Origin of the sequence: Desulfobacula sp. (assembly GCF_030145145.1) — a bacterium.
Taxonomy (GTDB): Bacteria; Desulfobacterota; Desulfobacteria; order Desulfobacterales; family Desulfobacteraceae; genus Desulfobacula.
The window spans coordinates 163,430-183,598 of the sequence record NZ_JAQYWD010000004.1; the positions used below are offsets into that span (position 1 = coordinate 163,430).

At 43.8% G+C, this 20,169-nt stretch carries 19 protein-coding genes and 1 riboswitch; of the genes, 4 read left to right on the plus strand and 15 right to left on the minus strand.

All coding sequences use genetic code 11. From position 1 onward, the window contains the following. Positions 1–19 precede the first annotated feature (19 nt). The 15 genes from Q1Q15_RS03375 to Q1Q15_RS03445 form a co-directional block, all read right to left on the minus strand. On the minus strand, positions 20–271 hold the full coding sequence (locus tag Q1Q15_RS03375; RefSeq protein WP_300456641.1) for a hypothetical protein: 252 nt from the start codon (positions 269–271) through the stop codon (positions 20–22). Next, positions 271–672 carry a hypothetical protein gene (locus Q1Q15_RS03380; RefSeq protein ID WP_300456643.1) on the minus strand — a complete coding sequence of 134 codons (402 nt, stop codon included), beginning with the start codon at positions 670–672 and terminating at the stop codon, positions 271–273. Before Q1Q15_RS03380 ends, Q1Q15_RS03375 begins: the two co-directional genes overlap by 1 nt. A gap of 31 nt (positions 673–703) precedes the next feature. Continuing rightward, on the minus strand, positions 704–2,854 hold the full coding sequence (locus Q1Q15_RS03385; protein WP_300456645.1) for a hypothetical protein: 2,151 nt from the start codon (positions 2,852–2,854) through the stop codon (positions 704–706). Next, a complete protein-coding gene (locus tag Q1Q15_RS03390; RefSeq protein ID WP_300456647.1) occupies positions 2,854–4,473 on the minus strand; it encodes a hypothetical protein in 1,620 nt (539 codons plus the stop codon). Before Q1Q15_RS03390 ends, Q1Q15_RS03385 begins: the two co-directional genes overlap by 1 nt. Continuing rightward, positions 4,470–5,051, minus strand: a complete 582-nt coding sequence (locus Q1Q15_RS03395; RefSeq protein WP_300456649.1) for a terminase small subunit — start codon at positions 5,049–5,051, stop codon at positions 4,470–4,472. The genes Q1Q15_RS03390 and Q1Q15_RS03395 overlap by 4 nt, the downstream gene beginning before the upstream one ends. A 582-nt stretch (positions 5,052–5,633) precedes the next feature. Further along, entirely contained in the window at positions 5,634–6,344 is a 711-nt protein-coding gene (locus Q1Q15_RS03400) for a PEP-CTERM sorting domain-containing protein (protein WP_300456651.1), read from the minus strand. Positions 6,345–6,381: 37 nt separating this feature from the next. Further along, positions 6,382–6,460: riboswitch (cyclic di-GMP riboswitch) on the minus strand. A 729-nt stretch (positions 6,461–7,189) separates the two neighbouring features. Further along, positions 7,190–7,342, minus strand: a complete 153-nt coding sequence (locus Q1Q15_RS03405; RefSeq protein WP_300456653.1) for a hypothetical protein — start codon at positions 7,340–7,342, stop codon at positions 7,190–7,192. Further along, on the minus strand, positions 7,339–7,806 hold the full coding sequence (locus Q1Q15_RS03410) for a hypothetical protein (RefSeq protein ID WP_300456655.1): 468 nt from the start codon (positions 7,804–7,806) through the stop codon (positions 7,339–7,341). The genes Q1Q15_RS03405 and Q1Q15_RS03410 overlap by 4 nt, the downstream gene beginning before the upstream one ends. Then, positions 7,803–8,789: a hypothetical protein gene (locus Q1Q15_RS03415; protein WP_300456657.1), complete on the minus strand. Its 987-nt coding sequence runs from the start codon at positions 8,787–8,789 to the stop codon at positions 7,803–7,805. The genes Q1Q15_RS03410 and Q1Q15_RS03415 overlap by 4 nt, the downstream gene beginning before the upstream one ends. An 8-nt stretch (positions 8,790–8,797) precedes the next feature. Then, positions 8,798–10,576 (minus strand): DEAD/DEAH box helicase family protein, encoded by a 1,779-nt coding sequence (locus Q1Q15_RS03420; RefSeq protein ID WP_300456659.1) that lies wholly within the window; start codon positions 10,574–10,576, stop codon positions 8,798–8,800. 175 nt (positions 10,577–10,751) lie between these two features. Beyond that, positions 10,752–13,277, minus strand: a complete 2,526-nt coding sequence (locus Q1Q15_RS03425) for an SMC family ATPase (protein WP_300456661.1) — start codon at positions 13,275–13,277, stop codon at positions 10,752–10,754. Then, a complete protein-coding gene (locus Q1Q15_RS03430) occupies positions 13,277–14,494 on the minus strand; it encodes a metallophosphoesterase (RefSeq protein ID WP_300456662.1) in 1,218 nt (405 codons plus the stop codon). The genes Q1Q15_RS03425 and Q1Q15_RS03430 overlap by 1 nt, the downstream gene beginning before the upstream one ends. Before the next feature lies 1 nt (position 14,495). Beyond that, the gene (locus Q1Q15_RS03435; protein ID WP_300456664.1) at positions 14,496–15,470 is read right to left on the minus strand and encodes a hypothetical protein; all 975 of its coding nucleotides are present in this window, start codon (positions 15,468–15,470) and stop codon (positions 14,496–14,498) included. 9 nt (positions 15,471–15,479) lie between these two features. Next, the gene (locus Q1Q15_RS03440; protein ID WP_300456667.1) at positions 15,480–15,647 is read right to left on the minus strand and encodes a hypothetical protein; all 168 of its coding nucleotides are present in this window, start codon (positions 15,645–15,647) and stop codon (positions 15,480–15,482) included. A 285-nt stretch (positions 15,648–15,932) separates the two neighbouring features. Continuing rightward, entirely contained in the window at positions 15,933–16,196 is a 264-nt protein-coding gene (locus Q1Q15_RS03445; RefSeq protein WP_300456669.1) for a hypothetical protein, read from the minus strand. Between the two features lie 108 nt (positions 16,197–16,304). Here Q1Q15_RS03445 and Q1Q15_RS03450 point away from each other — a divergent pair, with 108 nt between their 5' ends. From Q1Q15_RS03450 to Q1Q15_RS03465, 4 genes are all read left to right on the plus strand, one after another. After that, entirely contained in the window at positions 16,305–17,054 is a 750-nt protein-coding gene (locus Q1Q15_RS03450; protein ID WP_300456672.1) for a S24 family peptidase, read from the plus strand. Between the two features lie 446 nt (positions 17,055–17,500). Further along, on the plus strand, positions 17,501–18,811 hold the full coding sequence (locus tag Q1Q15_RS03455) for an AAA family ATPase (protein ID WP_300456674.1): 1,311 nt from the start codon (positions 17,501–17,503) through the stop codon (positions 18,809–18,811). After that, positions 18,812–19,330: a hypothetical protein gene (locus Q1Q15_RS03460; RefSeq protein ID WP_300456677.1), complete on the plus strand. Its 519-nt coding sequence runs from the start codon at positions 18,812–18,814 to the stop codon at positions 19,328–19,330. Between the two features lie 319 nt (positions 19,331–19,649). After that, entirely contained in the window at positions 19,650–20,081 is a 432-nt protein-coding gene (locus Q1Q15_RS03465) for a hypothetical protein (RefSeq protein WP_300456680.1), read from the plus strand. Positions 20,082–20,169 lie beyond the last annotated feature (88 nt).

The following is a 20,169-nucleotide window of genomic DNA, read 5'->3' on the forward strand; positions in this document are numbered from 1 at the left end:
TATAGGGAGGATGTTGATTTTATGGCGAGTTTTTTAGTATTTTACTTGCAACACAGGGATGATCAAGAATGATTTGCAGGGCCTGGCATTTGCCTTGATTCCATTTTAACAGTTCCCCGGTCAAGGTGTCGTTTTTCCTCCGCAATGTATCCAGGGAGGATTCAAGGAATTTTGTATAGGTTTTAAATTCTTCATTGAATTGTAACCTGGCAAGGGCTTTGACTGTCCGGTTGTCCGCGTCCGAGCAGTTCATCCCGCCATGGAGTTCCATCACCCCACCCCCTTTACCGTTGTCCGGATATAGAAAGCCGGGATAAGATCTATTTCACTTTCCTGTTTGAATGGGCTGGACACAAACCCGGCAATCTCCAGGTTATCATAGATAAACAGTCCTGTTTGATACAAGGGTTCTTTCTCGTCATAGACTCGATGTTCAACCTTGACCTTACGGGAAGCCATCAGCCTTGAAATTCTTTTTCCATCCATGCCTGGCCTGATCTTTATGCCACATTTCCGCATAATCTTATCCACGCATTGACCCATGAATAGCCGGGCAGCTTTGGCCGTTTGGAACTTGTAGGTCTTTGCATCCCGTTTCATCACATGCGCAAAATTATCTCGGTCCATCCGGTTCAGATCACCCAGGGTTGTTTCTTTATCGATGTATGCCATTGCTCAGTCTCCTTTATTTTATGCTCATATCCTAAACCGTCCTCGCATCCCGACCACCGGCAACATTCCCAGCCGGGTCAGTCTGTTTGCCTTTGCCTGGTTGCTGGCCTGCATCCTGTTCAATCTGGGCCTGTTGCTGCATGAGGAGCTGATTTTGCTTTTCCCTCCTCAGCATTTCCTTTTTGTCCGGAACAATATCGTTATCTTTGAAATCCGCCGCCTTGAAGATGTCATGCAGCATCGATGCAAGGCCTACCTCACCGATGACACTCAGAACGTCCGGGCTGCTGACAACAATCTGTAACAGTTCATTCCTCCGGACAGCTGCCTGCTCCTTGGCAACCATGGTGGAAGATCCCCGGGCAATGATTTTGATATCACCAATGTAATATTCCGGATCCCGGAAAAAGAGCAGCTGAAACTCATGCGTTCTTTCAATCGTCGGTTCGATAATGCCCTCATCGATGTTGCCCACGACACTTTTGATTCCCCGGGCGGCATTGCCCATCATCATTGAGAATCCGGTTGCAGTGCCCAGGGCGCCACCCTTGGCTTCACCGCCATAGGAATATTTCGGTATCCCCGTCTTGTTATCTGCCTCGGCACTGAAAAACTGATAAACCTCTATCAATTCCTTGGCGACTGATGGAGGAACAAAGAAGCTCAACGGTGGTTTGGATGACCCACCCATGGCTCTCTCACTATTCACCTGCCAGAGTTTCCAGGGGTACATATCTGTGACATTCGCACCAACCGGCAATTGAGACACGTCCACCATCACCTGGGGACCCGACGCTATCCCCATGTTATTGATCAAATTCCTGGCAGCTGCATTGCAGGCATCCTGTGCATCTTTAAAAACTTCCGGTGCTCCTGCCCCCCAGATAGACCCATTTCTTTTCCTGAAAGATGCAAAGTTATACGGCACCCGGCCCATGGGATCACCGTTGATTTCAGCCTTAATGACAATGTGCCCGATCAACCAAACCTCAACCGAATAATCAGCAAAGGGATCCTCTACTTCTTCCGGGCTCATGCCATATTGCAAAAGCTTTAACCCCTGGACATTGCCCCAGAACTGAAGCGCATCAATCATGGTTTCCGGGGACCGCCATTCGTTCGGCCTGTTTTCAAGGGTTTGGCGGGTTAGGTCATTGGCAATCGATAACCAGGTTGACTGGCCCGAGTTGCCATATTCGGCCAGAACCATTCGTATGGCATCCTCATCATATCCCTGCACACCAATCAATGATGTCAAAAACCGTCTTGTCAGTCGGTGTCGCTCTATTATGCCGTCTTCTGGTGTACGCGCATTGGGTAAGGGATAAATGTCAAAGGGACTCACCCGGTTGAAATCTATGCAAGTCTCGTTTGTGACCTGGACCATGGGCATTTCTTTCCCCTGAAATCCTGCATCAAGTTGTCCCTGGCTTTGGCCTTGTTCTTGTTGCGGGGTTACCCATTTGAGTTTCTTCTTTCGTCTCAAGACAGGCCCTTTCACAATACCGGCCGGAAAGGTGGCAATGTCGTCAAGGGATTCTTTTACGGCTTTCTTCCACCCTGATTCTGTCACGACGTCATGGAGCTTTGTTTCAATCTTATCCCGGGCTTCTTTGGCCACCTTCTCCATTTCAGACCTGATTTCTCCACTGAGTTCTTCAAGCCTTGCCTGCATTGCCTGCAACATAAATTGCCGGGCCTGTTCTTCTCCCTGTATCTGCCCTGCCTGCATCTGGATCATTAAATCTTGTTTGATGTCTGACTGTGCCTCAGCAACAATTTGCTGCTTTATTTTCATGACTTGTTCCGGCCGCAAATCAGGTACCGGTGTCGGTTTTATTCCCCATGGCTTATCATCCGCAGGGAACAGAATGTCGGACAACCAGGACGAAATGGCAGAACACTTTTCATCTGTCAGCATCATGAAGATTTCAGATCCACCGTGTTCTCTTATTTTTGCAAGCTTTGTAGGATCATAAATGCCATTTTTCCGGCGCAAAGAATCAATCATCACCTTCTCAATCGGTTGTTTTGCTTCTTTTGATGCCTCCCAGCAATCCCGGACATACCCGGCCAGGGACGTGACGACAGATCTTTGTTGCCGGTCCTTTGCGTCTTTTTCTGCTTGTAATTGTGCGGCTTCCTCTGCGTCCAGCTGCTGATTTGTTTTGAACTCTATCATTACGTCCACCCTCCTGATGATTGTTTTTGTACCTGTATTGCCGCACCCATGGACGGCTTGAAGCCATGCCCCATAGACAATGTCTGAAACGCGTCCGCACCGTTGCTGTTGATGTCATGTAGGGGATGATCTTTCCAGGATTCCGTATGTATATTCCATTCCTTCCTGTAATTCTCCAGCCTGGACAGACCTTTCTCACACCGTTCTTCATCAAACCAGCAGATGGCTAAGAAGCGCCTGGCTGAATTGATTGAATCGATCTTCGCTGAAACCCTGGGAATAAGATTGAAATAAATCCCTATTTCCCGTGCAGCCTGCCATCGGCTCTTGCCTTTATTTCCCAGTTCCCGGACAGATAGATCGTGAGGACCATTGTGGTATCCATAAAGATATCCTTTCTTGTCCAACTCGGCCCTGTAGTAATCAAAGCCTTCTCCTGAATCCTCCATATAATCTATGACGTGAACCTCTCGGCCAATGTCTTGGGTAAACCATATCGCCATGACATCGTTCATCCCAAGATCCCACCAAGTGTCAACGCTGATGCCTTTCTGATATGGGACAGAACAAATTCTCTTTTCTTTTCTGATTGCAATAAACTGTTGAGAGAAGTACGCACCCTTGACAGATTGTTCAAAGGCTTCTTCTGGAGTGGAAGGATTCTCCCGTTTCATGTCCTCACCGAGAGTTTTCCATTTAGATATGTACCAGTATTTTTTCTCAGGCTTGAGCTTAACCCCTATTTTAACCTCAACCTCCTCAAAATATTTGACCATTGAAGCCGTAATCGGTACCGGCGTGGATAATTCATTTTCATCATTGTCCCACCAGGGGAAGAAATGGAACTTGAATTCCATCCGATTTGGCTTCCGGCCAATTAACTGGAGGTCTTGAGCATCTTTGCAGTAATCATGGAAATAGCCGCCCTTTCCTTCGGCTGTTGATTCTATTGTAAAAAGGCATTCCCCGGTCTGGGTGTGAATTGCTTCAAACGCGCCGGTGACAATTTCCCGGGCTTTTTCCGGGTATCTGGCGCAAACCTTACCGAATTCTGAAACATGCAGCCGGTTGATCGTCCCTGATCTCATAGAAGTACCGACGCTGATAATTGAATTGTTATTAAATTCGATTTCCGTTTTTGATTTTGACTTTGTCGGGCGAAAACCTTTTATCATTTCAGGTAGATTTTCATACGGATATAAGATCTTCCGACGAAAAATCTTTGAAACATCCTCCCGGTTGTGAGCAATAATTCCGGCCTCAATGTCATTGTAAAAAAGAGCATCATCCAGGTATGAGATATCAATCAGTGTCGTGAATCCCCGCTGTCTGGCCTTGAGGATCAGGTTCATAAACCACTTATTGTGATGAAACTCGGCTTGCTCCTTGTTCGGCTGGAAGAGAACGCGCTGGCCAAACTTGTTGATGATGTAATACAGATGATTTAAGCGCCACCATTTGTTATGAAGACCATCAACCAGCTCTTCCGGGGTCATGTTTTCAAACGGGTGATTCTCTTCTTTCTCTGTTTTATTAAGCCTTGGGTCAAAATCATCCAGAGGGACCAGGATATCGGAAGGATCATCCCATGGATCAGCTTGATGGGTTGCCGGGATCATTCTTTCGGCAATCCTCTATCAGACTTGGCAATGGATTGCAGTAAGGCTTCCATGAATTCCTGCTTAGTCTTCAGATCAGCATTGCCTTTCTGCTCGTTGTCTTTTTTATAGGTGCCCAGATGCTTTTCAAGGGCTTCAAGGGATTTGTCTTTTGGGATCATCTTGATTTTGCGGATGTAATGCTTTTGCTGATCTTCACCTTTTTCATTCTTCACGGTTTTAACACCGATGGAAACCTCATTGATTGCTGCGCCCAGGTCATCATCGATTTCAAGGATATCTTTAAGCGTACCATCCTCATGATATAGGTCTCTTACTTGATAAAAAGCCAACCTCGCTCGTTCCAGAAGTACACGATCCGCTGTAATATCTAAGCGTTTTGAGCGGCTTGCCATCAATCTTGCCAATTCTTTTTGTATCTCAACATTTTTCAACAGCCGTTGACCTTGTGAATAGGCTGTCTTCTTTGAGTATCCGGCCCGGATTGCAGACTGAGTTGCATTAAAATCTATAATATACTCTTTGCAAAATAGTAGCTGAAGCGGTGACAGTGCCCTAACTTGTTTGGCTTTGCTCATATTCCCGCACCCTTTCCTGATAATCCTCAATCGTGTCAATTCGTTCAGTTGTCGAAAAAGAAAACCCGCAAATCTTGCACTTCCTGCTTCTCAGAACGCTATCCTCAAGCCAACCGATTGTCTCTATGACCTTCAGGTCTGATTTTTTGCAAAATGGACATTTCATGATTGGGATTATGCCGGGATTTAATACTGGAGGGCAATTGATTGACCGGTGGATTTGGGAATTCCACGGAGAAAGAAGATAGATGGACTTATTTGTACGGTTTGTTAATCGTGTTTGTTATATAAATGGGTTAATCAGGAAGAATGGCTTGAGATGATGGTTTTGGTTCATATAGTACAATCGAAAGGCAGGGTGTATGGAGCACATAAATAAAATGGGCAGGGCCAAATGAATGACCCTGCCCATTTTATTGTAATACCAGCTATCTTAATTTAAGACGTCTATCAAAACCAGATCTTCTGTCTTCACCGGATCTTCGTTCTGGAGAATAATCAAAATATGAAAATATCCGCCGTTCAATTCCTAAACGCCTACCATCATTATCCAGCGAAAATGGTTTTGTCGTCTTGTCAATTTCATGCATTTTTCTTTCTGTTAACGCCTGCAAGACCGAGGATGCCGAGACCGAAGAGGAGCATGGTGGCTGGCTCTGGTACTGGGGCTGTGCCATAAGTCAAGTTGTCATAACGAGCTGTGTAGTCGATACCTGTATTCTTTGCATTTAAAATAACAGATGACATGTATATAGTGTCCGTTGCATTATCTGTAAACACAAGGACATCGTTGATGTAATTCTCAACTCCTGCTGCAGTAATGATGAATTTAAAGTTATTAAATGCATCTGTAGAGAAGGTGTTTGAAGGGGGCACAACCCATCCAGAATAACCATCCCAAAATTGTACTCCACCGACCCCATTAGTTACTGCGTATTCAAGAATTGGATATGAGGACAGAGTACCTGTTGTATCATAACCTACTCCCCAGAGACCTGAATATCTTCCTTCGTCAGTCCAAGCGCTGTCAATATACATGTCAATGGACAGAAGTGTTGACTGGCCGATATCTTTCTGCATTCCCTGTGTACTGTAAAAGCCGGCGGTAGTTTTTGTTTCATCAATTCCCATTAGTAATTCATTACCAACAATTCCAAAGGATTCAGGTGCCTCTCGATCTACACCCCAGGCACTTAAAGAGTCCCCATTGTTGAACGTCTCGGTGATGTAATCAGCGAATGCAGTGCTTGAACAAAATAATAAAACAAAGAACAGCGTAATAATTTTTTTCATCCTTTCCCCTCTCTTATATAACAGAAATTCCGTTTTCATCTGCAACCAGGCTATCTCCCCATGAGACCCTATCGGCTTTCCGTCCCTGCCTCATAACAGGTTTGGCTTGTTTAATGTTTAACTACTTAGCAATATTCATGCCATATCTTAAATTCACCAAAGAAGCCCATACATAGCACTTACAGCTTTTTCTTTACTTTTTTCTCAGAAATAAATGTAATATTTTGATGAATTTTTTTCCTAATTGCTTAGCCTTTTAGAAATATTTTTCCTAATGGTTTACCCTTATTTTCGCATATAACGATTTATTTTGATAAATTATATCACCCCATCCTCAACCACTATCCATCCTCTTTTTCTTATACCCCCGCGGTATCCATTCCCGCATATCATCCCCATACCAGCCACAATCCGCACAAACCACTTCAGTCTTGGTTACAGTTTCAGACAAATTCGGGTCCGTCCTGATCCGTCGCATGGGACCACCGCACTTCTCGCATTTTTTCCAAGGTTTTGACCTGGAAAAATCAGAATATCCATGACCAACACAATAGTCCGGCCTGACACAAAGCGCAGTCCTGAGCTTTGCACATTCCCCACACGATTTATGCCGCACAAACGAATCTGTTGACATGCTGTTTCCCTATCCTGCTAAGCTTTCAAGCGGATCATATTTCGTTTTCCGTGGATTTTTTACCCCAGGATACATGCACACTTTGCATGCCGGATGATGCCCGTCCTTTGAATTTTTATTCTTATAAAATTTACTCAAAGCCTTCTTCTCACTGCACCTTGAACAAACTTTTTCTCCAGATTTTGTCTCACTATTTGCATTCATGTTCAATTCACTCTCCCGGAATTAAAAAAATTACGGTAAAATTTAATAGCCCTGCCGACAGCCAGTAAAGACCGGTTCCCCATTTCTGACAGATGAAATACAGGATACAGGCGCCAAAGCTCTCAAGCATAATGGCCATTGGTAAAAACTTCTCCATCATGCAACCCTCTCAACCCTCAAGTCTTCCAGGGCATATTCAAGCAGCATACAGGCATCCGCCTCGTTATCATCGACCGGCTTGTATCCCCTTGCCCTGGCAGCAAGCTTCATAAGCTCCTTTCCGGCATTTCCTTTTCCAGTCGCATATTTTTTCAGGGTCCCAGTATGCACCGGCATGGTATCAGCTCCGATATCTGCAGCAAAAGCCAAGGCATCCGTAACCAAACCGACACACAATTGGGTTGCTGCCCCTCCCCTGTGGTGGGCCTGCTCATACACGATCAAATCAATCTTCCCGGGTGCATACTCAGCCATTTTTTTCAGCCAGGCCCGGAAACGTAAAAACCGCATCCCGACAGATTCTCCCCTTGCCAATCCAAATTCCTGAACACCGGATGAAATTTTATGATCAAAGAAAGTTGCCCAGCCTGTTTTTATTGCCAAATCGAGTGTCAAAATATTCATCGTGCCTCCATGGTCTTTGTCTTCGGTTGAATCGCCTCACCTCGTTCTCTCAAAATTTCAAAAGCATAAATATTCCCAGCCTCTGAAAGTAATTTTAGTTCCTGCTTGGATTTTTTGCGAAAACCCTTAAGAATCTTGTCTTTATCGACAGATTGGGCCATAGGCTTGCCCTCCCGGACAGCCTTGTTTTGTTCCCTGGATAGCCAGCCGGTTATATGCTTCCGGATACCGCCAGATGTTTTTCTGTTTTTCGGATTGTCTTTGTTCCACTGCCGGATTGCCTTTAGTGCCGGCAGGACATTAACGCCAGGGAAAGTATCCTGCCATTCATCAACGTCCTTCTGAAAAACCTCAAACTCACCATCACGGTTAATCAAAAGAATTTTTAAAACAGGCTCCTCTTTTTTCGGGCTGGAGCTATCGGGTAGCTCCGGGCAAGAAGTATCTTCTTTTGGAGAAGGAGAAGGAATAGGAGAAGGAGAAGGAGAAGGGCATAGCTCCGAGCATGATTTAGCATTGCGGTTAGCATCATTTAGCATGTGCTCAGGGCATGCTTTAGCATTTATATTATCATTCTCAGTGGTCTTGGAATCTTCCTGAAAGGCTTTATCCGCTTGCCTCTCAGCTTCTTTTTCCCATCTCACACGGGCAGCTTTCTTTGCCTTTTTAGACCTGTCTTCTGCATGTGAAGCATATTCGTTATGCTCAACCCAATCGTGGATGATATAACCACCATCAGTTTGGTCGATAAACCGAAGCTCAACAAGATACCCGACAAAAGCACCTTCATCACCCTGCCAATCTGCTGCAATCTCTATATCATCAACGTCCATGTTTTTTAGATTGCCATCTGGCCGATTCTGGGTAGCAAATGTCCACAATCTAATGAGATTATAAAAAGCCCTGTCCCCCGCCTTCCGCATTAATTTAATAGTCTTGGGATGCGTTGGCAGCGTAACGGAAAGTCTGAAATCTTTATTCATTTTTCTCCTCAGAACGAACTATGCATCATAAAAACCTGTTTCCTATCCATCATCTCCATCTCCCTATCCATTGCCAACTTCATGCTTCGATCTTCTCTGCTGCCTTTCCATGGCACCACCTTGGTAGAAACTCTTTTCCGTTTTGCCCTGCCCAGACTCACGCCAGGGGGCGGGTCCTTAAGGGTGCTTTGGTATTCGATCGGGTAATACTGTTTGACGTACCGTAAGAGGTATTCCAGGTTTGCCAGATCCAGCAACTCCCTGGGCTTTCCCATCTTCTGTTTAAGCTCTGAATTGATCTTCTGGGGCTTATACCTGTGCTCAAAAGCAAAGCGGTTCACATGGGCGCTTATTTCCTGCCTGATGCGAATTTCCTTCTCTTTTACGGTCTCTATTTGAGCACCTGTTACAGCGGGTTGGAAAATATCCAATTGAGGATCTATCCCCACAAAATGCTCACTCGTACCGGTCATGTCTCCACCAATCGGGGTGATCTCCTGACAGCCTCCCCCCTCCCCATCACCACCAGGTATTGGAGCCTCTATACGCCCAGGGGAAGCCGTTTTTTGTTTTAATACGGCAATCTGCTCTCGTTCGATCCGCTTCACGATCTTCATAAACTTGGGGTCTTTGGGTGCAAACACATGAGCCCTTTGGCTGGAATAAGGACCGGCTGCCGGATCAATCCTCACCGCCCTGGCCACCATCTGCTCAATCCAGGGGACTGATCTGATTTGAGTCAGACAACAGATATGGGTGACCGGTGGGACAGACAAACCTTCATAGGCCATGGCTATGGTAACAAGGATATCCAGATCAGGGCTTTTGAATCGTTTAATTGCGGCGGCCGCCTCCTTTGATTTGTGGCTGGTGGCGATTTCGGCTTTCATACACATAGCCCTCTGTAACATTTCCGTCACAGACTGGGCCCCTTTGTAATCAGCGGTAACAATCAGCAACTTTGCCCCGGGGTTGGTCCTTTTGGATTGCCGCCAGTGATAGAGGCATTCCCGTAACAATTGAACGGCAAAATCAGTATTCAGGGCAGTGTAAAGAGCCGCCGCCCGGTCTTCGGGTTTTGTTTCGGAAAAGCTGTCAGCTGCCTTCCTTTCCCCTGCCTGATCCTCCCAGGCAAATTGCCCGTCAGACAGATGAAACGAAATAGGCAGGATGGCCTTTTCTTCCAGGGCATCCTGCCGGTTGTATCTGATCACGACTCTATTATCCGTATTATCCAAATACGGCCTGTTACCCCGATACTCAGTAAAGGCGATTGGTTTTCCATCCCCCCGCTCCAAAGTACCGGTCATCAAAACGATGTATGCGGCCTTTGCAAAAAGGGGGAGCAAGGCTTTATGCCAGACACCCCCCTCCTCCACATGATGGTATTCATCCAGGATCAAAATATATCTTTTGGTTAAAAATTCCCTGGAAATGACATTCCCGGTATCAACGCCCAGGGCCTGATAAGTGGTCACAAAACCGTTTGTGCCCCTGCAGGGATTAACATCATTGGTTGCAGACCGAATGGTCAGATTATGATTAAAAAGCTGTCTGGAAAACGGATCTATGAATTCCCGTTCGCCCTGATCCTGCAATGCCTGCCGGGGAACCACCCAAGCAAGGGCATCCGCCTTGTGCTTTTCAATAAGCCTGCCGGCCACCACCGGGATAAAACTCTTTCCACCACCCGGGGTAACGGAAAGAGTGATAACCCGCGCATCCGAACCGGCAATGATACCATCAACCACATTGCTAAACTCGACTTGATGCTTTCTGAGTGTCATTCCGATGTGACCTCCACAGCTGCCGGAGCATATTCAGAGCACCGGAAATCTGCAGGCACACACATATCTTCTATCGAAGATTCCAGATTGCTTCCAATGGCCGTCAAAATCTGGCGACAACAACCGGACCAATCATCCATTCTTTTATAATGATCGCAAGTCTCACAGCATTTCATTACGCCACCTTGATCCCTTCCCGGGAAAACCGGATCTGATGATCAGCCATGGCCACAACATCCGGATTGTGAGAGATGTAATAGCAGGTATCAAAACCACCGGTGGTCATGAGAGACCGGTACAGCCCCACAAAGTTCAAAGCCTTTTCTCCATCCAGGGCACCATCCTCTTCATCACTGAAAAACGACTGAAAATTACGACCGGACTTCTCCTTTGATACCAAGGTCATGGCAAGGCGTATGGACTTTAGAATCCAAACCTTTTCCCCGCCCGACAGGTTTTCAAGCAAAGTCTCTGATCCATCCCCCCGGAGAACAACTATATCCAAAACCTCCTTGCCTGTTTCCGGGTCCTGGGTGACGAGCTTCACGGAAAAGTTGGGACCAAAGGACTGACTGAGCAAATCGTTTGCGTACCCGGTAACCATGGGTGCAACTCCATCAATCTCCAGGGCCTGGAGTCCGGTTTTCCCACAAGAATTCCTGAGATACGTCCATTCTGACATGTCTTTTTTTAATGAGGCAATTTCCGCTTTGATGCCTTCCAGTTCTTTTTGGGCATTTGCCCTTTCCTCCAGGCTTGCCACATGCTTGGATATGGCAGTTCTAAGGTCTGTTATTTCTTTTTCATAAGCCGTAAGATCCTTCTTAAAAGTCTCCAGATCAGTTCTTTTGTTCTTTAAATCCTCATCAATGTTGGGAATAATCTTACCCTCAACAATGACCAACTGGCCTTGAAGGTCTTTAATTGCGCCCTGAATCTCATCTGCTTTTTTCCCATGATCGGCAAACCATGCTTTTCTCTCATCTTCAATGGCCGCCCTCTGCCGGATCAGCTCCGCATTCCTGGCAACGGACACTTCAAGCTGAGGCCTCTTTTTTGCCAGTATGTCAGTCTGAATCTTCTGTTCTTTTAACGCCTTTATTTTCGCATCAATGGCCTCAATATCTTTATTCATGCCCTGGCCCTGGATTGCTATCGCCGTCAAATTTTCTTGATCCAGATTCAAACCGGCCTGCAGCTTTGACAATTCCGTTTTCAAAGTATTCTTAGCGGTGACGATATCGGCCGCCTGTTTTCCGTATGCCGATTTAAGACCAACAACCTCAGCTTCAAGGGCCTTTATTTGTTTTTCAATGTCTTCTACTGCCTTAATTCCATCTGCTGTTAATCGTTCGAGTTCAGCCTCCAGTTCCGGCAGCTGCTTCTTTGCCCCCAGGCCAGCCAGAATAAAAGAACATGTCTCGCTCTGACACGCCGGGTCCCGCTGATCAAGCAGGAGCATTTGGTTCCGGCATGACTTGATTTCTGATTCAATCGTCATCATTTCTGATGTAGACAAGGCTTTCTGACATGACGCTCTAAGCTGATCAATCTTGGCGACCTTTTCATCAATATCCCGGAGCATGTCTCGCCCTGCCCTTTCCATAGCCTGGATCTCTGTTGAATTGCCCTTCTCCGCAATATCCAGTCGGGCTTTATTAATCCGCTCAGAAATGACCAGATATTCATTGGTTGCCCGTTGCCTCTGGCCTGCCAATTCATCCAGTTGCTTATTTTCTGCATCGATCTTGCCGTCAATATCAACAATGGTATCAGATGCCTTTTCGATCTCATCACGGTCTTTCAAGATGTTTTCACACTCCCTGATACCGGTATCCACAACACCTGTCTCCCGGTTGAAATAAGCTTCTTTCTCTGTGCCCTGAACTTTCTGTCTATCCGCTGAATTCTGCATGAGTGCTATGTTTTCTCGAATCCCGGACAGTTCTTTGTTTAAATCATCGTTCCGAAGGGATGTTTGAATAAGGACGTGTATATCAACTTCGGTTTTGATGATGGACTGTTTGGTGGTTTCCATTGAAGAAAGGATACCGGTTTCATTCATGCGGAGGTCTTCAAGTTCTTTGTCGGTGTCCTGAAATCTCTCTAACCGCTCCTCAAGATTGTTACCCCGGCGCTCTGCGATCCCTAAAAGGGAACCCAGGATGGCAACACATTGTTTAGATGTTTTCTCATACCCGGCCAGCCGATCCAGGCGGAGGAATTCAACAAACAATTGCTTTAACTGTCCGGTGGTCATGTCTGATATTTTGGCTGAGTTCTGGGCACAGAAAACGGAATTGTAAAACAGGTTAGCGGTACCCAGGAGATTGACCAGGTAATTATTATAGTTTGTCACCTTGCCATCCACCTGGGGTTGATTGTTCTTCCATACAAATCCCTCGGAACGATCTGTATCCGCATCGATCTTAACCAGGGTCCGGTAAAGGTCCCCGGAATATTCAAAAGAGATGTCCCGGAAAGAATCCCGAAGAAAGAAATGGTGTCTCAAGGCCCCGCTCCTGGAAGCAAATGTCCGAAAAGGAGAAAGCGACTCAAGGAGAGTGGTCTTGCCATGGCCATTGGGACCGGCCAGGGCGATCAACCCGGAAAGATTGGAAAGGTCCAAATCAATCTCATCTACCCCCAAGCCTTTTTTAAAACCAATGGCACCGCGTACTTTGATATTATGAATCTTCATTAATTTACCCTCCCCACAACCTTCATAAGGTCATCTTCATTAACGTTTTCAAGCAGATCCGCCTTGACCAGAATCTCTTCTGAGATTTCTTCCAATCTGAGCGAAGCCATTTCCGAAACCTTTTCTCTCAGGGTATTGAGCTGCAGCACTTTTGCGCACCGCACCGTTTCCCGGGGTACCCTGATCAAATTAATATCAACCTTCAAGGCCCCGGCCTCAAGGAAGGACCTTTCAAGCTCGGCCTGGTTGATCTTGCCTGATTCATCCTGCCATACCTTGAACTCAATCTTGATGTAGGCCCCTTCAATATCCTCCGGCCCGTAAGTTTGAATCACCATGTCCAGGTCCTGGATATCTGCATGAATAAAATTCTCAAATATTTTTAATAATTTGCGGGTGGGGACCTGGACAAAGGTTGAGTCATACAGGCGGCTCGGGGTATTCATACAAAGGTCATGGTAATAGAACCCTTTGTCTTCCATTTCCCCAAAATTCTGACGCCAGATGGAACCGGAATAAAAGACATTCTCTTTCATTTCCTGCTGTTTGTGAATGTGGCCCAGGCAAACCACATGGGCATTGGCCATGGCTATCTGATCGGTGCTGACCTCGATGTCACGCCCCACCAGCTGCTGTGTTTCTGAGATGAAGGCCCCTCCCATTTGGAAGTGTCCGGATAGAATGTGTGGGCAGTTAAACTGGCTGGCTGTGGCACCGAATGCTCCCAACAGGGTACTTAGTGCGTTGGCAATTTCTCTATCAGATTCGGCAATGCTAAATTCTGATTGAAAATATTGTTTGGTTGGTGTAGGTATTTGGGTGATAACAGCTTCGATAAGCTTATCTGAAAGACCCGATCCTTCTGTGTACAGGCCCCCACCTGAAAGACACAGTTGCTCGGGTTTTTCGCTTACATGGATAGAATGCTTCCCTTTAATAAACCGCAAAATCTCCGCTGACTTCCCATCATGGCTCGGTGTTCCGATGATGATAGCCACCGGTGCAATGTCGGCCAATTCCGATACCTGCCGACAAATGGTTTTGGCTGACCTGGAGTCAAGCTTAAGGTTCTGACTGTCTGTGATATCTCCGGCGATAATAATCACGTCCGGCTGTTCCTCCCGGGCGGAACTGATCATGGCATCCACGCACTTTTCAATCTCGTCGTGGTCATTATCCCGGTAATGCCAATCGGCTGTATGCAACACTTTTATCATGCTAATCTCCCTCTGTTAAAAAATCATAGAATTGAAGTCTCTTTGTTTCACTTAGCTGGTCTGGACTGCTGACCTTTGACTGTTTCAAGAAATTATCAATGTCATACTCAACTTTCCCGGACAGCTGGAGCAATATTGACCCCTGAGTATGGGCATCGTACGCAATGAACTGCTCTCTTTCTGTCGGTAGCTCATCCGGTTCTGGCCCTGGTTCCGGATCAAGGTCTATGGTTTCCGCAACATCGTTTGGAATCGGCAGGGTTTTAGGTGTTGACTGCTCTCCGTAAAGACCGGCCATAGACCTCTCTGCAACCCTGAGAAAAAGACTCTTGATATCTGGATTATTGTGATCCAGGACAAACCGGACCACATAGAATGGCATATTTACGACAAGGTTAATGTTTTCATACTGGCTTTTAATTCCCAGAATCGATCTTAAAACCCTGGCTTTTGCACCAGACTCCGCAAGGGTGAGCTTTCTTTTCCTTTTTTGGATGACGTCTCTTTTTATGCAGAATTCAGCATATTCGGAGAACTCTTTATCGCTTTTGTTTTTATTGTATTTATCATCCCTTTTGTTCATGTATGAATCTCGGATTTCTTCCGCGATGATTTCAAGATCAAGATCATACTCAGCCTTCATGGGATATATCCGGCCGTCATTCTTTCGAATCCCACCCACCGCGCGGAAGGATACATACATCTTGTCACTCCGGTTGTCGGTCCTGCAGGTATCGTCAGGCAGCCATTCAACACCGGCAGCATTCCCAAGCTTGGTCAGGCCGGAATATTTAACCCTGAATTTTTTCTGTGCACAGTAGACATCATCCGCGTCCAGCATGACACATTCCACGACCGGCCGGTAATAGCTGACCGGTGTTAGGTCTGACGGCTGGATAATTGTTGCACCGGCCGTTTTTTCCTGATCAAGAAAGGCCTGCATCTCTTCAATGTTTTTAAATTCTGGGACGTTCATTTGATCTCCTTATTTTTTCCTGCTCACTAAGCAAGCCAAACCAGCCCCGCCCAGGAACATGAGCAGTCCTGAAGTATTAACGGTATAGAATATTATGGTATCGTCACTGTCCTGGCCGAGCATCGAAAGCCCGATCAGTGCGATAAAAACCAAAATTCCTGTGATTGCCTTTTTCATTCTTTCTTCCTTTCGGGCTTTGGTTCGCTTCCCCAAGTTGGCCGAAGCCCTTTTTAAATGGTTAATATTGTTTATTAGAAAAACTTATTCGCTATCTGGACTTCTCTACCTTCAATTTGTATATTTCTCCCCAAAGGATAGGGTCCTCAATTTGATAAAGGAGATATTTTTTGATCGCACGCTTACAGAAACTTGATCTTGAAAAATCTTTGTCTTCAATGATTTCATCAAGAACTTCGATCAACCATGAAGGAAGAGAGATTGAAATGTTTTCTGTCGATTTGTTTAGCTTCTTAGACACGTTTCCGGCTCCTTGGTTTCGAGTTGTGCTGGGGCATGAAGGGCGGCTTTGATTCTTTCTGGGTGGAACATCCAGTCGGAGGCAGTGAAATTGTAGCCGAGTTCAGTGCTGGCCTTCTCAAGTAAGATGCACCGTTTTCTACCAGGCTTGACAGGGTCTTTGTCTGATAAATAAGCGCTGATAAATTTGGCCTGAATTCCGGTCTTTTGTTCGAATTGTGGAAGTATTCCATTTGGTAATCTTTTCATGTTGGCTCCTTTTTGATAGTTATCCTGTTTTTTTATGGATAAGTCAACATGTTTTTCCTGTTTTTTTTAGGATTGTCTAATTTTATCCTTTATTTTATAGGATTAAGTATGGAAACCGCTGATTATTTTAGAAAAGCCGTGCAGGAATATTTGAGTGACAAAGAAAGGGGTTCCCAAACCTTTTTAGCTACTTCTACTGGTATTGAAATTAAACACTTGAACGACTTCCTTGCCGGAAGACGAACAATGAAGGAATCCTTCAGGTTAAAAATCACAAATTTTTTAGGATATGATTACCTTGACTTTCTCCAGCACGGGAAAAGGCTCTTTGAAGGGAAACAACCACCTTCTCAAAAACCTACCCCTTTCATAGTCCAGACCAATACCAGCAAAGAGAAGAAACTCCTTGAAGAAAATGCTGCAAATTACAAAGGGGTTCCACTTTTAGATTCCGGTCGCCTTGCGGCTTGGTCAAACGGATCGGCATTTGATGAATATGAAACCCCAACAAGTGAAGTAGTGGTCTACATACCGGAGCTTGGTCACCGAGTGAACCACACACTTGTGGCCGCCAGGGTAGGTGGAGATTCCATGGAACCGTTAATTCCTGAAAATTCGATCATTATAATCGATAAAGATGACCGGGAATTTATAGACAACAAGGTCTTTGCCATAGCGATAGAAGATGGCGGTGTTAAAAATCTGGCCGTTAAGCGAGTTCGAAAATTTGAAAAAGCCAAAGGATTTTTATTGTTGAGCGAGAACCACAAGTATCAACCACGGCTTGTGGTTGAATCTGACTGGCTCCGGTTATGCGTTGGCCGGGTTATTTGGATGTGGCGTAGTTTTAATGGGTAGTGGAATGAATTTTTCGGGTGGAATGAATTTTTCGGGTCGGATATCATTCCAAATCACATGATGTCCAGATCGATTTGATTAACTGGTTATGTCCAGCCCTTTCAAGGTACTCAATTTTCAAAATATCGAAAAAAATACCTTAAAAACAATTTCATAAAAGAGTTCACTCGATGCGCTTTTAGATTCTAAAATAATGTCAAATGAGGCATACAGAATATAATATGAATGCCGGGCCGATTGATTTACTCAAAAATCTTATCATTCTACCAATAAAAATTCTGAGATTACATCTTGTTTACTATTTTAAAAATGATGTAATTAAAAAGATCAAAATATATTTAAAATAAAGTATTGATTCTATGGGAATAGAAAAGTTATATCACTAATTTCGAGTGACCTTTTTTAGACTTAAGGTGTTTAAGACTTTTTCATCAAAGGAATGAATAATGATCTGTCTCTATGTTGATAATTTCCGAGGATTTACAAAAACGCTAATACCAATCAAAGATGTGAATTTTTTTGTGGGTGAAAATAGCACTGGAAAAACCTCTATTTTGGGCTTAATAAGTTTACTATCGTCATCTCAATTTTGGATGTCACAAGACTTTGATTTTAATGATCTAGGCTTCATTCGCTTTAGTGATATAGTTAGTGTCAATTCAAAAAATAAAAAATATTTTACTATTGGTTTGATAAGTACAAGTCCAATTAAGAACAAAGACAATCTGAAAATGAACTCTTTCATGATGACTTTCATTAAAAAAGATGGTTTACCTCGTCTTCAAGTTTACACTTATAATCATGGGAATAAAATTATTAGAGTTCGCTTAACAGAAAAATTTGTGAAATATAAATTCAGAGACTTTCCAAAGATTAAAAATTATGAAGATTTTTGTGAAAATATCTATTTAAATTGGTCAGAGGAACATCATACAGATAAAACAGGTTTTAGCTTATTAAAGATTGATTTAGCAATGGAAGTTCCAGTCCCTATTTTGAGCTCTATTATAGAGGATATTCTACTTGAAAAACCTCCGAAAAGGCCACAGCGCATTTCTTTTAGTTTGCCATTTTTTAGAACTGAAATAGCTTGGATTGCTCCAATTAGGACTAAACCTAGAAGAACATATGATGCATATAAGATGAATTTTTCTAGTGCAGGTGATCATACACCTTACATAATCAATAAAATAATGGATGATAAAAAAGAGTCAAAGGAATTTTTAGATTACATAAATAGGATTGGTTTAAGAAGTGGGCTATACAAGGGAATAAAAGTTAATCGATTCGGGAAAAAAAATACAGCCCCATTTGAACTTGATGTTGTGATAGGGAAAAATGAAATTAGCATCTGTTGTGTTGGATATGGTGTCTCTCAATCGTTACCCGTCATCGTAGAATCCTTCATGCGTCCAAAAGGGTCTTGGATTGGAATCCAACAACCAGAAGTTCATTTACATCCTAAAGCACAAGCTGCTTTGGGCGATACATTTTTTGAGATTGCACAGACTGAAAAGAAAAAATTCCTTATAGAAACTCATAGTGATTACATGATTAATCGTTTTCGAATTAACTATCGAAAAATAGATAACAAAGAATCTCTTCCTGATTCCCAAATCTTATTCTTTGAAAGATCTGATAATGGGAATAAGGCCTATCAGCTTGAAATAAATGATAACGGAGATCTTCCAGATAACCAACCCACTGGCTATAGAGATTTTTTCATTAAAGAAGAACTCGACATTCTAGGATTTTAAATGTGCATAATAATTGATACCTGTTCTTTATCTCCTGTATTTGAAAAGTTGAATTCTGATCACGAAGAATTTGTTCCCGTTTTAGAATGGATAATGATTGGTAAAGGCAAAATGATCATAGGAGGATCGAAATACAGCCAAGAAATTAGCGCAAAATATCGTGCAATTATATTACAATTAGACATCGCTGGGAAAGTGGTAAAATTATCTAAAGATGAAGTTGATGAAATTCAAAAAGAAATTGAAGAAGATGCATCAATTAGGGGTTTAAAAGACTTTGATGATCCCCATTTAATTGCAATAGTGATTGTTTCTAAATGCCAATTGATCTGTACTCATGACAAAAGAGCGTTTCCATTTTTAACAGACAAAACCTTGTACCCAAGTCATGTTAAAAAACCAAAATTATATACTGGTGTACGAAATTCAAATCTGCTTAATGACAGATTGATTGTAAAAATATGTAGGCCAACTAAACGAGGAAGTTCAAAAGAGCTCCAGAAGAATTTTTGTCTATAATACTGTTCAATAATTGAAAGTTATTTTGGTTATGATTAGGGATTAGGTTGCGTTATCCAAGACAATTCACAAAGAATCCCGATAAAGCATATTTCCAGAATCTATGACTGAGATGGCCTCCAAGACCCTTACGAAAGAAGAAACCCCCTCCCCAGCAATCCAACCCGGGAAGAACAAAAATGCAAACCTAAGGGTTTACCCGGATTTACAGGAATGATATGGGGTGGTATAAAATTGATCGTTTGGGTTGGGTATCATACCAACTTAAATGATATTCAGATTAATCCATTCACTTGTTCGACACACATAAGGAGGTACAATGTCTGACCAAAATCTAAAATCATTTATCACCGACCTTGATAAGCCCGCTATTGATTTTTGGCGCGAAACCCTCACAATGGTAAGGCAACTGCACAACGACGTTTGGAATGGTGTCAGGTTCTTTTTTGCACTTAATGCGATTATTTTTGCTGGTTTTGCCGCATTAATGAGGGGTAACATGCACACTTATCACCATTTATTGATTCTATTAATCCTTCCAGCCTTTGGTGTGGCATTATCACATGTCGGCCGCAAGGTCCTGAGAAGCCACCGCAAGTATTATTTAGATATGCTGACTCGCAAGTCATTCATAGAGAAAGAACTAGGTTTTTACGACCGCGTATTATACGAAGATGATAAATACAGATTCGATTTAAGTTTTCCTTGGAGCGTTGTTGATCGCCGCGTAGTTCTGGCATCAATTTCCTGATTGTTTTGATCAGATATAGAGATTTCCACTATACTTTTAACAAGTCGTACAAACCCGACTAAATAAGTTTAATAAAAATGGCTTAATG